This window comes from Bradyrhizobium sp. 195 (genome assembly GCF_023101665.1).
In the GTDB taxonomy this organism is placed as follows: Bacteria; Pseudomonadota; Alphaproteobacteria; order Rhizobiales; family Xanthobacteraceae; genus Bradyrhizobium.
The window spans coordinates 7,730,988-7,744,139 of record NZ_CP082161.1; the positions used below are offsets into that span (position 1 = coordinate 7,730,988).

Sequence of the window (13,152 nt, forward strand, 5' to 3'; positions counted from 1 at the left end):
GGGCCTCCAACCCGTCACAAAGCGCAAGCGCCGCCCTCTTCCTCTGAGGGCAGCGCCGCAAACTGGCGATCGGAAATGAAGGAAAGCCACGGAAACGGAGCCACGCCGTTCCGTACATCCGGCTTTCCAGTTGTCAGGCTACTCGGTCGAGCAGCTTTTTCGCACGCGCTTCCAGGTCGAGGCGTGCATCCTGATGGGTCTTGCCCCGCGCAATCGCTGTGATGCCTTGCACGAAATCGAACACGCTTTCAGGCTTGCGTCCTTCCTCGGCCAGCACCGTTTCAATGATCTTCGCTGTCTAGCTCTTCGAGAAGCCGCGCTTGCGCAGGAACCCGCTGCGATCGTCGTCGGTGCGGGCGACGATCATTTCTCGTGCGGCTCGGATGCCATTGACGAACGGCATCGCTGAGGAATTGGCAAAGTTGGTCAGCGCCGGCACCGCCTCGTGTGCGAAGCGTGAGGCGGCGTATTTGGAGTGACGGATGGTGATCTCCTCGAAATCCTCGACGCCCCAGAGATTGCGGTTCTGGCAGACGGGGCGGAGATAGAAACTTGCCATGCCGAGCGTCTTCGCCCCGACCTCGGAATTCCAGCAGTAGAAGCCGCGGAAGTAGAGGTCCGGCGAGCCATCACGCAGCCGGCCGGCCTCGATCGGGTTGAGGTCGTCAACCAGGAAGAGGAAAACGTCCCGATCTGACGCGTAAAGCGTCGTCGTATCCTGGCTGATGTCGACATGCGGATTATAGACCCCCGTCGACCAGTCGAGCACGCCCGGCATCTTCCAGCGCGTGTCGCCCGTACCATTGCCGGCGATGCGCTGAACCGCCGCCACGAGTTCGTGGTCGAAGATACGGCCGTATTCGGGCCCGGTAACGGCGCGAAGCTCGACGCGACCATCTTCGATCTCGAGCGTCTTGACCTGCTCGCCTCGATGAGAGCTGAGGCCGAACTGCAGGTTAATGCCGGCGAGCGTCGCCGGAAGCTGCCGGAGGTAGGCCGCCGGGGCTCCGACCAGGCCGGCGAGTTGGCCGAAGCTCCAATGGGTCGGTGCGATCGGCGCGTCGGAACCGGGCAACATCAGCGCCAGGCGCTCGGCGTCATCGCGGTTGGCCTCCACCCGGATCGCCGCGCTCTCGACTGTTCGGGTCTGGCTGCGCTCGGTCCGGCCGTGCACGGCAGCATAGAGGTCCGACAGCGACAGATAGCGCTCGTCCGCTGGCCGCGCGAACCACTCCGACGATACGCGGCCGACGCGCTCGCCGCGGGTCACGTCCACCTTGTAGCCGCCGACGCGGTCGCGGCCAGCGCTCAGAACTTCGACTTGGGTCATGGGTCATCTCCATGACGGGCGCCGGAGGCCTCTCCTCCGTTCTTCAACCCGTCACGGCGAAGCCCGTCCGCCCTCTCACTCTATTGGGGGCGTTGCGGGGTTCTCCCCGCAGAAGGGGTCGACCGAGACCAAAGACTCGGGCGTAGGGGAAGGCTTTCCCCTCAAAGGCGTAACGCCGAATTTCAGGATGTCAGGATCAGCGTATTTCCGCCCTTCAGGCCGGCCGTCATTCTCGATGAAATCACCCGGTTGGCATTGTAGCGCGAACGCAAGCCGGGCGAGATCGGCAGCGGACAGCTGCTGCAAGCCTTGGTCGGCCAGCCGACCAAGGCTGCCGCGATCGCTCGGTGACGTTTGGCGAGCATCGCTAGGGGACTGGCTACATCGTGGCGGCGTGGCCGACTTTTCCTGTTGAGATTGACCGCTATAACGTTAGCCTTCACCAGCAACGGATACTTGACGTAGCGCCGCTGGATCTGGCTTGCGAGTCGTCGGGCGATCGCTTCAGCATCCTTTACCTCGTGAACTTGGGACCGCGAGGCGCAAGTATTTTTACTACGCTCCATCACGTCATCCTACGACTATCAACGAAGCCCGACGCGCCAAGTCGTCTGCATTCGACGCGAGCTACGCTGGCTCATCGAGAATATCGTTTTCTTGCGTCAGTCCGGGTGCCAACATCTCGGCCATCTCGACCGTGATGTGTCGTGCGGCGGAGTGATGGAGAATACGAATGTCGGACGACAAATTCCTTACCCCCGAGGAAGTGTCTGCACGGTACCGTGGTGAGGTCACAGTGGGCACGCTGCGGAATTGGCGCGCGATGCGAATCGGACCCGCATACGTCAAGATCGGCAAAGCCGTCTTATATCCGGTGGATGAACTTGACGCATGGGATCGAAAAAATCTTGTCATTTGTAGTGCGTCAAAAGGGCTGAACGTGAGCTAACGTTAGCGCAGACCACGGAAAAACAGCCACTATCGGCTCCACGTCCCCAACATTTTTGGGCAGACTAGTTAGCGCGGACATTTCAATGTGCTTACAGAATGGTGGTCAATGATCGGCGTGCCGCTCGAACATGCCAACTCGATTTAAGGGGCTTACGGATGCGCTCAGATCCGCCCACTTGCTGCCGGTGGATAGGAAAAAGGGAATGAAAGGCTAGCTTCGCAAGACGCTTTTCTGCGAGCAAAGAAGCCCCTTTCCTCCGTCCAGATGCGATGGTTCTCTGCTCCCTTCTGGGTCACGACAGCTCGTGCACGCCTCAGCAAGCAGGTTTGATGCGGTCGAGTCAGAAAGAACAATGGGCGAAACCAAATTCCTATTGTAGAGTCGATCGCAAGTGGAAGGGGGGCAAGATTCGTGGCGATAACAATGCAAAAATTGGTGACGGGGCAGCACCGTTGATCGGGTATGGAATCTGTAGTCTCAGATCGCACCGCACTGGCTCGTTTGATGGAGGTAGTGTGCTGACGTGACTAGCCTGGCTGTTTGGTTGATGGAGATCGATGACACGCAGCTCGAGGAGTTCATCGAACTGTGGGTGGAGCGTCGCTCTCAGCAATATGATCGGGTCGAAAGAATAGGCGCGGCGAATGACAAGGGCCGCGACCTGATCGGCTTTTTGACCCGCGCCCGGCATGAAGGGGCTTGGCATCTCTTTCAATGCAAGCGGAAGACGCGAGGCGGCAAGCTTGGCAAGTCCGAGGGGCTTGCCGAACTCGGCAAGGTGTTTTTCCATCATTGTCGAGGCGTCTACAAAAGCCTGCCCGAAAAATATGTGTTCGTCGCGCCGCGCGGCATCGTCGGCTCGTTGATGGACTTGATCAATAACCCCTCGACGCTGAAAGCCGCGTTGATCGATGGGTGGGACGAGCACTGCTCCGGGAGCATAACCCGGCGAGAAACGGTGGCGTTGACACCAGAGATTAAGGCAGCGATCGACGGCTTCGATTTCTCACGCGTCGAGCATCTGACGGCACCGATGCTCGTAAAGGACCAGGCCGCGGGGCCAGCTTTGTCCAAGGTGCTTGGGTTGATACCAGATGAGGCACCCGCGGGCGAAGCGCCGCAGGCCATTCAGCCGGAGGAGGCGCAGTACGTCGAGCAGCTCCGTCACGTCTATGGAGAGGCCAGCGGCAGCACCTTCATGTCGGCCGACGACGTCCTTGCGCATGCGGATCACGGCGAGCATTTCCGCGATCAACGCACGCGCTTTTTCGAAGCGGCCTCGTTCAAGCGGTTTCACCGGGACAATACTGCTCCGGGCGCGCTTGTGACGTTTGAAGGCGACGTCTATCACGGCGTCATCGAAGTGCACCGCGATCGCTACGAGACGCTTCTTCGACGCGTCGACGCGGTCATGAAGCACGCATCGATCCTGCCGGCGAGTTTGATCGGCCGTACTGTGCGCATCCCCGTAAAACAGGGGATTTGCCATCATCTCGCGAATGACGGGCGGCTGAAATGGGCGCCGTAGGCGAGAGCGAGTTCGGAGGATTGTTCAACTCTCCTCTCGAGGCCGGCATCAGGGCCGTCGTCGTGCTGGAGCATTTACGGCCGGAGACGTTGGACCTTGCCGAAATGGTCCTGTTCGACCATGTCGTCGTGCATACCGCCGATCTTGGTGGCCCGCCTAGCCTGCATCCCGAGATTCCCGGTCGAAAGGGCGAGCTTTTGGTTCGCCGAAGATTGGTCGAGTCAAGCTTGCAGCTCATGCAGCGATGTCATCTCGTTGACCAGGAGGGGGCCGAGGAGGGTATTATTTATCGCGTCTCCGAAGAGGCCGCAGCCTATGTCGAGCTGCTCGAAACGGACTGCTCGGTGCAGATGAAGGCTTGTGCACGCTGGCTGCCGAGCAGGTAAAAAACCACGGCAAGACGCAGTTCAAGCGGTTGGTGCGGGAGCGGATCGGTGATTGAACCGATGCCTTCCAGACAGGCTCGACATGAGCTTAGCGGATCCAGCGCGCGTCCTTCTTCTCCGGCTTACGATTACCGGGCCCGGAAAAAAGCCCGTCACCCTCATGTTCGAGGAGCGCATCAATGTCGTTTGGGGCGCCTCCAATAGCGGCAAATCCTATATCGTCAAGGCGCTCGACTTGATGTCGGGCGCCAAGACGCCCCTCCCGCCTATCACCGAAGCCCAAGGCTACGACAAATGCTGGCTTGAGCTTGAGCTTCCTGTGAGCCGCACGGTGACGTTATCGCGGGCGATGAAGGGCGGAGATTTCGGCCTCCACATCGGTTCGATAGATCCGGAATCGGCTGGTCGGCTGCTCGGACGCTGTCCTGGGATCATCGCGGAAAGGGCGAGAGCCTGTCGGGTTTTCTGCTTGGCGAACTCGGAGTCGGCGCGAAGGAAATCGCTCGAACGCTGACGGGCGAGAAGAGCGCTTTCACATTCCGGCACTACGCTGCTTTTGTTTACACCGAAGAAACGAACATGATGGGGGAGTGGAGCCCCATCCGAATTTCAGACCGCAGCGGCGAGACGTTCGACAAGAATGTTCTGAAATTTATCCTGACTGGGGTCGATGATTCCGCGATCGTCACCACGCAAAGCGCAGATTCCCAGCGAACCGCGAATTCGGGAAAGGTTGAGATCATCGACGAAATGATCGTGGCCGCGCAACTGGAGTGGGAACGCGACTATCCCGGCGAGCCGGACCTGAACGACCAGGCGGAAAAGCAAACCGCGTCGATCCGCGACCTTCAGCAGACGATGTCGGATCGGCAATCGCTTTTGGATGAGCTCCGCCTGGATCGTCGGTCGAGAATAGACTCCCTCAGAGACGCCCAGGAACGTCGGACGGAGATCACACTCTCGCTCGGACGATTCGCTCTGCTCAAGAGTGTTTACGAAAGCGATCTGCAGCGGCTGGCCTCGCTCGAGGAAGGCGGTGCGGCGTTGCTGGCGGGCGCGTAGGCCCTGCCCGCTCTGTGGCGCGGATCCATCGCATCAGAAGCATGCGCATGGCATTGACACGGATCGAAGGTGACGTCTTTTGCCGGTTCGCAAGGCACCGGTGATCGGCGGGGTTGTATTGAGCCCGCAAGACACCACGCTGGCAGAAGTTTGGGGGATTCTTTTGTCTCGATCAACCGCGCTTGGTGGGAGCATCTCGCTCCAAAGGCCGATGCATCGGCGGTTTCGCGAAGTCGAGACGTTGCTGAGGCAATGGTGTCGTTCGGAATATGGTGCACGATGGCTCACCATGGCGATGCAGGAGCACGGAGTGATCCGAGTCAAATCGGGCCAGTTCATTCCGGTTGTCCATTTCGTCGCTCTCGGCGACAGACCGGTTTTCATTGCGCCACAGTCCAAGGTCAGACCAGGGCACCGAATGGTGGGGCCTGATCAGTTTCGATCGGGTCATACGCTTGACGAAGGCGAACTCGCGCTGCGGCCGGAAATTCGGTTCGATGTCGTTGAGGATTATACCCTTCTTGCGGCAGCGGCGCGAGGAGACACATCTACGCACATCGCAGGCGTTAAGGAGCCAAGCCAAGTCTTTTCGGCGCCGGCGCGTCTTCTGCTGGCTCCCGATGCGTTTCCGAAGAAGGCTTACGTGCTCTATCAGCACATTTTCGGCGCGGGACCATCCTATCCTGACGATGGGTTTTTCTATATCGGCGTCACCACTCGAAGCTGGCAAAAGCGGTGGGCAGAACACCGGCGGGCAGTCGAGACCGGCAGCCCGTTGCTGTTCCATCGCAAGCTGCGGGAAGAGATGGGTGCAGGCCGGGTGACCTACATCCACCACAAGGTCATGGCTGTCACCGACGACATCGAACGGCTCTACGCCACAGAGGAATGGCTCGTGGACGGGCACTGGCATGATGAGCGGCGCCTGAACATGACTCCCGGCGGAAAGTCTGGGCTGCGGTATCTTCGCGAGCACGGCATGTTGGCTGAACGGGTGGTGCCGATGCCCGACGAACGTGATCGCCTAGTCGAGGCTTGGCTACGCGAGCATCCGCGGAAGGGCCTGCCCGCCCCCTGGGTTTCGGAGAAATGGAAGAACGATGCGTGGGCGGTGGCGCAGATCTGTGGCCGAGATGACCGCCTGTCCGTCGAGCAGGTCCGCGCGATTCGGGAACTGTCGAGGATCCATTCGGCAGATGTCATCGCCGAGCGCATCGGCGCGCGGAATAGAGACCAGGTACAGCGAGTGATCGATGGAGAGACCTACACACGCGTGACCTAAACGACGACGTCCGCCCAGCATTCATTGAAACGCCGCGCTCACGTTCGTGTGCAAACAAAATGCGAACTGCTTCGCCTTGGTCAGAGAGGGCGATCCCAATCCGCACAACCGGCCAGTTTTATGAACTCCGAAGTGGGATGAACATGCACCTGGCGGATGAATTTGCTCGGAAGAGGCCGCTTGATATTGTCTTCGACATGGCTCGACCTTCGGCTTGGTGCGCCTTGGGCGAGGACAAACCTCTGGCCGATATTCATCGCCAAACGTAATCCACGATCGCCACCACACCACGCAATCGGGATCTCCGCTTCCACGATTGCCGGCTTCCCAAGCGCGGCAATGATCGGACCAATTTCCGGGTCGGAGTCATGAGAGTTATAGACGGCCTCGCCGCCCTAGAACCGGAGGAGATCGCCGATCCCACTTTCTCCCGCGAGGCCGGGCCTGAAAAAGCAGAACCACAACATGCCAGCACGATATTTTTCGGCAGCCTGATTGGCCTTCGTGAGGCGATCACCGTGACTGGCGGAAAGCAGTCCCGTCCGCACGGCAGTACCAATCCGGCGCGATACAAGACCAATGTCGAGCACTGTCATTCCGTTGTTCTTGATGTCCTCGACCTCGTGATCGGCGAGTCGAGTGCAGTGCCAGCCGACGATGCTATAGGGCTGCAGTGCATCAACCACGCTGTAGATCGCCGCATCGTAACGGCTGCTCAAGGGGCCAACTTCCTGTGAGAGCAGTGTCGCGTGATGCTCCGATAGAACAGCGACAAGATCAGAGGGCCATGTATCGGGTCGATCAAGGTCAATGATCTCGCGGCTAAGGCTGTTCATCTTCCGCCGCTCTCCGGTGCTGCAGCGGCCGCCATGACGCGGCCACGCTGATGTCTCAGCATCAACATGGCGAGGATCGACATGGAGGTCAGCCGAGAAACCCTGGAAAACGCGTCGCATACCTCGTAATAGACTGCCTCATCCTGCTTGGGGTCAATACCGCTGATCGCAAGCATCGCAATACGCGTCTCCGAATCCGTGTCGGTGATCGCGGTGAATAGATGCCGAAAGCTGAGATGCACGAAGTCGGACGTTCGATCCAGGGATGCTCCTCGGCAAGCTTCTTTTTCAAGAACGCATCGGTGAGGCGTTCGGGCTTGCCGCCTCCGACCGGTGTACCGGACATTAGGCGATCGAACGTGCGCTCGCCTTTGAGAAGCTTTTGAACATCGGCCTCGATGTCTCCCATCATCGTCAGTCCGTTGATGCGCATCGCAGTGTCGATCTGCGTACGCAACAAGATCGTGGCCGAAGGAAAGTTCTTCGTTTCAATCAACGTCCGGAAACCGCGCGATTGTGAGAGCGTCCTCTGGGTGGCGCCGAGGATGAAGAAGTCAACGATGTTGACGGCACCGTCGGGAAGCATCTCATGGGCTTTGGCGACAAGCTCCTGCTCCAGTTTCTCGATACCGTCGAGCCGATGCTTCAATGTTCGCGGCATCGGCGCGCTGTTCACCTGCGTCACTTTGTTATCCTTCAACACATATGGAACCTGGCCGAGAGCACGTGCGTCAGAACTCGCTGAAATCGAGATTGACCAAGGGCCGGGCGAGAGGAATCCCGTTCTGCTTTGCGTAGTCTACAAGCTCGTACTCGAACCCCTCAGACGTGCCGGCGAAGTATATGTACCAATACCTGCTGTCGTTCTCGTCGTCAGGATCACTGAGATCGATGAAGTTGTATTCGCGGAGCAGTCGAACCTCGCCCTCGCTGTCAGGATAGCTGGAAATTCTGTCAAGCCGATCGACGTTAATCTCCATTCCGTGCCAAGTGCTGCCGCGGCGCTGTTCCGTCTCACGGCGCTCAATCATCATTGTCAGAAACTCCCGCGTGATGCGAGCGAGTTTGGCGAGGTTCTCAGAAACGCGTTTGAAGTCGGCCTCCCCCTTGCCGGTCAGGTCATCCAACCCCTCCGCTCGCAGGTACGCTTTGAATTTGGATAAATCGGACATGCGCGGCTTCGGGATCGCCTCGATGTAATCGGCGACGTTGGTCTGGAACCTCCCGTTCTCGTCGGGAATCTCTAGCTCGATCCGCACACGCGCCAGTTCGGCACGAACATGATTATAGAGCGTTTGCAGCACGTCGACGGGCAGGTCCATACAGCGTTTGCACAGGATGTGGATGTCCCAGATGTCCTCTTCCTTGAATCCGGTTGGGGCACATTGGTCGGGATCGAGCGTACAGGATCCCTGCTTCGAGCCCAGAATGAGGACCTTGATCGTTGGGAACGCGTCCAGTTGCTCTTGCGTGAGTTTAGCCAACGTTTCATTGACCTTGCCGCTAGTGCGTTCGGCCGTGACCTAGTGGATCGAATCTAACACTTGGTGCCCTCTTTTGACGGCGGCGATGATTTTGTCGGGATTGGCCGTCCATGTGAAGGGCTTCGGGTTTGCGTTGGTCTCAGCCACGAAGCGGTTGATTGCGGCCTGGAGATCGACGACGGAGTGGAAGACACCGCGCTTCAATCGACGCCGGTTAAGTTTGGCGAAAAATCCCTCGACGGCGTTGAGCCAGGAGCACGAGGTTGGCGTGAAATGGAAGACGAAACGCGGGTGGCGATCGAGCCAGGCGCGAACGTTTGGATGCTTGTGGGCGGCATAGTTGTCGAGAATGACGTGGATGATCTTACCTGCCGGAACTTCCGCCTCGATGGCGTTCAGAAATCGAATGAGTTCCTGATGACGGTGGCGCTGCATGTTGCGGCCGATCACCGTGCCGTCGAGGACGTTGAGTGCGGCAAACAGCGTCGTGGTGCCGTGCCGCTTGTAATCGTGTGTCATGGTTCCGAGCCGGCCCTTCTTCAGCGGCAGGCCCGGCTGGGTGCGATCGAGGGCCTGAATCTGGCTCTTCTCGTCAACCGACAGCACGATCGCGTGGGCCGGCGGATCGACATAGAGCCCGACGACGTCACGCAGTTTGGCGACGAAGTTCGGATCGTTCGAGAGCTTGAACTGTCGGCATCGATGAGGCTGGAGCCCGTGCGCCTTCCAGATTCGACGGACCGCGCTGGCACTGATACCGCTCGCTTGGGCCATCAGGTCGGCCGTCCAGTGGGTCGTCTCAGTCGGCGGATCGGCCAACGTCAGAGCGACCACACGCTCGGCCACCTCCGGGCCGAGCCCAGGGATCCGCGAGGGGCGCGTCTTGTCTCGCAGGAGACCATCGACGCCTTCTTCCATGAAGCGCTGCTGCCAGCGCCAAACGCAGGTCTTGGATGTGCCAGTCCGGCGCATGATCTCGTTGGTGCCGACGCCGTCGGCGCTCAGAAGCACAATGTCCGCTCGCCAAGCGTGCTTCTGCGGGGCGTTACGGTCCCTGATGATCGCTTCAAGCCGACGGCGATCTGGTCGTGTGATCTTGATGGATATCCCGGTGCGCATGCGCGAGACTCGCACGCGCGCCAAACAAAGGGAATCCCTAAAGGGACTCTTATGTTAGGCAGGAACCACTAGAAGGCCCATCCGCTGGTTTCGTCGCCGAGATCGAGGCCGGGGAAGTTGCTTCGCTCCTCGTTAAGATTTCGCAACGTTAGCGACCAGAGGTGGTTGAGTGTAGTCTTTATAAAGTCCTCAAGATACTTGTTGAGGTCCGTGAGGCCGAGTTTCCCTCGCGTCGATACTTGTCCTGAAACATCACTCAACGCATCGACAATCTCGCCTATGAAGTATCCCCTCGTGAGCATCCGCCACTTTCTCCATTCTTTCCGCTGCTGCCACGGTTCGGCTTTCGAGGCGGCGTTCAGTTGTAGGGCACGGAAGGCGGCCGGTTGATCGCATGAATCTCAACAATCGCCGTGATCCATAGGTCCGTATTGTTCTTTATCTGGAAGCAGCCCTCAGGTCGCGACGAAGGGCAGCTGTCGCCCTGTCGTGCTGCGAAAGACCGTGGTCAAAAGACGATGTGAGTCAAAAACGGCTATTTGCTCACCGGCCACTCCAAAGTGTCTCCGCGTCGGCTCGGCGTCCATTGAAGGAGCCAGGCTGTTTAGCGTAGACGCGCTGACCTGAAACCGTTTCCAAAAATTGTTCGAGTAGGATGCGTTCGACGACGAAAAGGAACGCCTCTATCACCATAGTGCTTCCAAGGCTGTATCGCCGATGGCCGCCTGGAGACCGCCTGGAGGGGGGCCGGTTTGATCGGGCGCACAATAGCATGTATGTAGCAATTCGCGTTTAGTGCGAATTACGCACAACAAGACGAAGTGCAGCACGCTCTGTTGACGACCTCCAATCATGGTGGTGCAACGGGCTGTTGCATAAAATGCCGGATCGAAACCCTAGGGAAGCGGATATTTCAGAATCGACCGCGGCGGATGATTTGCAGCTAACACGGCAATCTCCCAGCGGCTGGTGAAGGCGGCCGAGCCAGGAAGACGCCCTTCGACAATCGCACCTGTCTTTACTTCGACGAAGCAGGGGAAATAGCGCTGGGGCGAAGGGCCCCCGTCGGTGCAGATGTAGACGTTCTCATCCGCAACGGCGAGGCAAACAGGCGCACGGCTTGGCCCTCTGGGCGACCACGCAGCAGGATCTAGTGACGGCAAAATCGAGAAGCCTTTTCCGAAAGACAGGACTGTTACGGGCTGCCAGGGAACGAGAAAGGATTCTGCAACATCCTGAATAAATGTGGGCCCGAGAAGGACCATGGTGCTTCTATCGCCGGTCGCCGGCCGCTGGGTTTTGAGAGCATAAAATGTCTGTCGTCCATCCATATAGATAAAGAGATCACCAGCCTCGAGCTGTTCAAATCGAGTGGTTCGGGCAGCCGGAACGATCTCCATCAAGCCGACTACCCTTCGAGCGGCGCTACGAAGCGGCGCCACAGATAGTCCGCAGACTGCTCCTGGCTCATCCGCTTCAAATCAAACTTCCTTTCAAGTTGACCGAACCCCAGCCCCATGAGCGAAGTCATATGCAACTCACCTTGGGTGTCAGTGACCGACAGGATCTCGTTGCAGGCGTTGGTCCCGTGATGCCTTTGTCCTTAGCATAGGAAATCCCGTCGTTAGAATGCATGCCGCCTAGCCAAATCCGACAGCGACATGCGCTCTTTCCACTCAAAAACACCTCCGCCATGAACTCTGTCGCGGTGTTCGGCTGAAAGTCACATTCCACAGCGTCGCCGTGCTGTGCGAGTTGGTCGAGTGCCGTCTGAAAGTGAGCCTTGATCACTTCGAAGGCCCGTCGGCTGAACCGTCGCCTGTCAGCGTCGGTCGGCGAGCGCTTTAAGTTGGGAACGTAGGGTGCGAGGCCCGCGCCACCCGGACTCACCGGCCCGGGAAAGGCTTTATGCGGCCGGCCGGCTCTAGCCCCGGGAAAGGATGGTCGTTGAGCAGGCTTTGCGCGCTTTGCATTGACCCCATTCAGGAGCAATCCCTGGGCAGCGCGCTCGTCCTCGCCCACAAGGGAGATATAGACGACAGAGCTCAATAGCCCCGGGGGCTGACATTGCCTGACCATCACTGGCACCAATTTGCGTTTGAGCCCCTGGGGATCCTGGGCGAATGCAGTGGCCCATTCAGGCGAGGCAAATTGAGATTTCAGGTAGTCGGGCGACGACACCATGATTGTGCGGTCGGCTTCGGTCGCCGCCCTTTGCATTTCGAGGACAAAATTGCTGCCTGGCCGAAAGTCCCAAGTTTGAATGACGACCGTGAAGCCTTCCTCCTCAAGAACGAAACCGATCCATTCGGCCCAGGCCTTGTCGGCAGAGGTATAGCTTACAAAAAAGTCCGCCATGCACCGATCCAAATCCTCATGGCCGCGACTCGGCATCGGGCTTCTGTACAAATAGCAGGTCCACCTATTATCCATCCACCCCCTTGACTCGAACGAATTCGAGCCGAGGAGCTTACCGTGAACCCGATCAGCAGGGGGGACCTTGCGGACCACGCGCAAACCTGAGCGCGGCATGGTGCTCTCGGAGCAAGTGGGTCGAGCGTGTGCATTTCGCCCATCTTCGGATTGCCCTCCTGCCACTCGCGCTGCGCTATGTCATCCCTGTTTTCTTACGCCCGAGGAGGTCTACGAGCGTTATCGAGGAATGATCAGCTTGGCGCGTGTTGCGCAATTGGCGGATGATAAAAATCGGGCCTTTCTTCCTGAAGCTCGGACGTGCAGTTTTGTATCCCCTCTCGGAGTTGGAGGCACGGGATTGGAAGAACCTCGTGATCTGTCGTGCGGCAAAAGTCCTGGGCGAGAAGGAACGAGAGGCAGCGGGATGATCACGAACCGTCAACACTCACCGCCTCCAATCCCCGGCCCCAACGGAATCGCCCGCTCAAATAATAACAATCGAATCAACATGATATTGATGCGAGAAGTTTGATGCACAACCATCCCTCAGGCGATCCCTCGCCGTCGCAGGCCGACATCCAGATGACGAAAGCGATCATCGACATCGCAAAGCCGCTCGGCATCGCCGTGCATGACCACATCATCGTCGGCAAGAGCGGGCACGCCAGCCTTAAGGGAATGAAGCTGATCTAGCCCGCTGGCGCCACCGGAACGCCATCGGCGTCGAGCGCGGATTGAGGGCGTGAACAATTTTCGTT

15 protein-coding genes and 2 pseudogenes are annotated in these 13,152 nt (G+C 58.8%); 7 read left to right on the forward strand and 10 right to left on the reverse strand.

Annotated elements, in window-relative coordinates; all coding sequences use genetic code 11:
- Positions 1-133 precede the first annotated feature (133 nt).
- Together IVB26_RS36025 and IVB26_RS36030 are read right to left on the reverse strand one after the other, a co-directional pair.
- A pseudogene (locus IVB26_RS36025) lies at positions 134-1,330 on the reverse strand (DUF932 domain-containing protein).
- A 182-nt stretch (positions 1,331-1,512) separates the two neighbouring features.
- Entirely contained in the window at positions 1,513-1,896 is a 384-nt protein-coding gene (locus tag IVB26_RS36030; RefSeq protein WP_247969627.1) for a hypothetical protein, read from the reverse strand.
- 167 nt (positions 1,897-2,063) lie between these two features.
- Here IVB26_RS36030 and IVB26_RS36035 point away from each other — a divergent pair, with 167 nt between their 5' ends.
- From IVB26_RS36035 to IVB26_RS36060, 6 genes are all read left to right on the forward strand, one after another.
- Positions 2,064-2,279: a helix-turn-helix domain-containing protein gene (locus IVB26_RS36035; protein ID WP_247808190.1), complete on the forward strand. Its 216-nt coding sequence runs from the start codon at positions 2,064-2,066 to the stop codon at positions 2,277-2,279.
- Positions 2,280-2,829: 550 nt separating this feature from the next.
- On the forward strand, positions 2,830-3,810 hold the full coding sequence (locus IVB26_RS36040) for an ABC-three component system protein (RefSeq protein WP_346732894.1): 981 nt from the start codon (positions 2,830-2,832) through the stop codon (positions 3,808-3,810).
- Complete coding sequence (locus IVB26_RS36045; protein ID WP_247969629.1) at positions 3,798-4,196, forward strand: ABC-three component system middle component 2; 399 nt, start codon at positions 3,798-3,800, stop codon at positions 4,194-4,196. Before IVB26_RS36040 ends, IVB26_RS36045 begins: the two co-directional genes overlap by 13 nt.
- 160 nt (positions 4,197-4,356) lie before the next feature.
- Positions 4,357-4,710, forward strand: coding sequence for a P-loop NTPase family protein (locus tag IVB26_RS36050; protein WP_247969630.1), 354 nt, complete (start codon positions 4,357-4,359; stop codon positions 4,708-4,710).
- 65 nt (positions 4,711-4,775) lie between these two features.
- Positions 4,776-5,258 carry a hypothetical protein gene (locus IVB26_RS36055; protein ID WP_247969631.1) on the forward strand — a complete coding sequence of 161 codons (483 nt, stop codon included), beginning with the start codon at positions 4,776-4,778 and terminating at the stop codon, positions 5,256-5,258.
- Between the two features lie 79 nt (positions 5,259-5,337).
- The gene (locus IVB26_RS36060; protein ID WP_247969632.1) at positions 5,338-6,540 is read left to right on the forward strand and encodes a GIY-YIG nuclease family protein; all 1,203 of its coding nucleotides are present in this window, start codon (positions 5,338-5,340) and stop codon (positions 6,538-6,540) included.
- 80 nt (positions 6,541-6,620) lie between these two features.
- Here IVB26_RS36060 and IVB26_RS36065 read toward each other — a convergent pair whose 3' ends face one another.
- From IVB26_RS36065 to IVB26_RS36100, 8 genes are all read right to left on the reverse strand, one after another.
- Positions 6,621-6,854, reverse strand: a complete 234-nt coding sequence (locus IVB26_RS36065; protein ID WP_247969633.1) for a hypothetical protein — start codon at positions 6,852-6,854, stop codon at positions 6,621-6,623.
- An 81-nt stretch (positions 6,855-6,935) separates the two neighbouring features.
- Positions 6,936-7,376, reverse strand: a complete 441-nt coding sequence (locus tag IVB26_RS36070; RefSeq protein ID WP_247969634.1) for a hypothetical protein — start codon at positions 7,374-7,376, stop codon at positions 6,936-6,938.
- An 88-nt stretch (positions 7,377-7,464) separates the two neighbouring features.
- On the reverse strand, positions 7,465-8,061 hold the full coding sequence (locus IVB26_RS36075; RefSeq protein ID WP_247969635.1) for a hypothetical protein: 597 nt from the start codon (positions 8,059-8,061) through the stop codon (positions 7,465-7,467).
- A gap of 46 nt (positions 8,062-8,107) precedes the next feature.
- Positions 8,108-8,860: a hypothetical protein gene (locus IVB26_RS36080; protein WP_247969636.1), complete on the reverse strand. Its 753-nt coding sequence runs from the start codon at positions 8,858-8,860 to the stop codon at positions 8,108-8,110.
- A 39-nt stretch (positions 8,861-8,899) separates the two neighbouring features.
- Positions 8,900-9,979: an IS630 family transposase gene (locus IVB26_RS36085; protein WP_247969637.1), complete on the reverse strand. Its 1,080-nt coding sequence runs from the start codon at positions 9,977-9,979 to the stop codon at positions 8,900-8,902.
- Between the two features lie 68 nt (positions 9,980-10,047).
- Complete coding sequence (locus IVB26_RS36090) at positions 10,048-10,281, reverse strand: SMEK domain-containing protein (protein ID WP_247969638.1); 234 nt, start codon at positions 10,279-10,281, stop codon at positions 10,048-10,050.
- A gap of 594 nt (positions 10,282-10,875) precedes the next feature.
- A complete protein-coding gene (locus IVB26_RS36095) occupies positions 10,876-11,382 on the reverse strand; it encodes a hypothetical protein (protein ID WP_247969639.1) in 507 nt (168 codons plus the stop codon).
- A gap of 124 nt (positions 11,383-11,506) precedes the next feature.
- Positions 11,507-12,337, reverse strand: a complete 831-nt coding sequence (locus IVB26_RS36100) for a toll/interleukin-1 receptor domain-containing protein (RefSeq protein ID WP_247969640.1) — start codon at positions 12,335-12,337, stop codon at positions 11,507-11,509.
- A 585-nt stretch (positions 12,338-12,922) separates the two neighbouring features.
- Here IVB26_RS36100 and IVB26_RS36110 point away from each other — a divergent pair.
- Positions 12,923-13,087, forward strand: a pseudogene (locus tag IVB26_RS36110) (JAB domain-containing protein); the annotation flags it as partial.
- Positions 13,088-13,152: the final 65 nt, after the last annotated feature.

Excerpts from the sequence above, each read along its gene's own strand:
- IVB26_RS36030 (WP_247969627.1), bottom strand. The coding sequence starts at position 1,896 with ATGGAGCGTAGTAAAAATACTTGCGCCTCGCGGTCCCAAGTTCACGAG.
- IVB26_RS36035 (WP_247808190.1), top strand. The coding sequence starts at position 2,064 with ATGTCGGACGACAAATTCCTTACCCCCGAGGAAGTGTCTGCACGGTAC.
- IVB26_RS36040 (WP_346732894.1), top strand. The coding sequence starts at position 2,830 with ATGGAGATCGATGACACGCAGCTCGAGGAGTTCATCGAACTGTGGGTG.
- IVB26_RS36045 (WP_247969629.1), top strand. The coding sequence starts at position 3,798 with ATGGGCGCCGTAGGCGAGAGCGAGTTCGGAGGATTGTTCAACTCTCCT.
- IVB26_RS36050 (WP_247969630.1), top strand. The coding sequence starts at position 4,357 with ATGTTCGAGGAGCGCATCAATGTCGTTTGGGGCGCCTCCAATAGCGGC.
- IVB26_RS36055 (WP_247969631.1), top strand. The coding sequence starts at position 4,776 with ATGATGGGGGAGTGGAGCCCCATCCGAATTTCAGACCGCAGCGGCGAG.
- IVB26_RS36070 (WP_247969634.1), bottom strand. The coding sequence starts at position 7,376 with ATGAACAGCCTTAGCCGCGAGATCATTGACCTTGATCGACCCGATACA.
- IVB26_RS36085 (WP_247969637.1), bottom strand. The coding sequence starts at position 9,979 with ATGCGCACCGGGATATCCATCAAGATCACACGACCAGATCGCCGTCGG.
- IVB26_RS36090 (WP_247969638.1), bottom strand. The coding sequence starts at position 10,281 with ATGCTCACGAGGGGATACTTCATAGGCGAGATTGTCGATGCGTTGAGT.
- IVB26_RS36100 (WP_247969640.1), bottom strand. The coding sequence starts at position 12,337 with ATGGCGGACTTTTTTGTAAGCTATACCTCTGCCGACAAGGCCTGGGCC.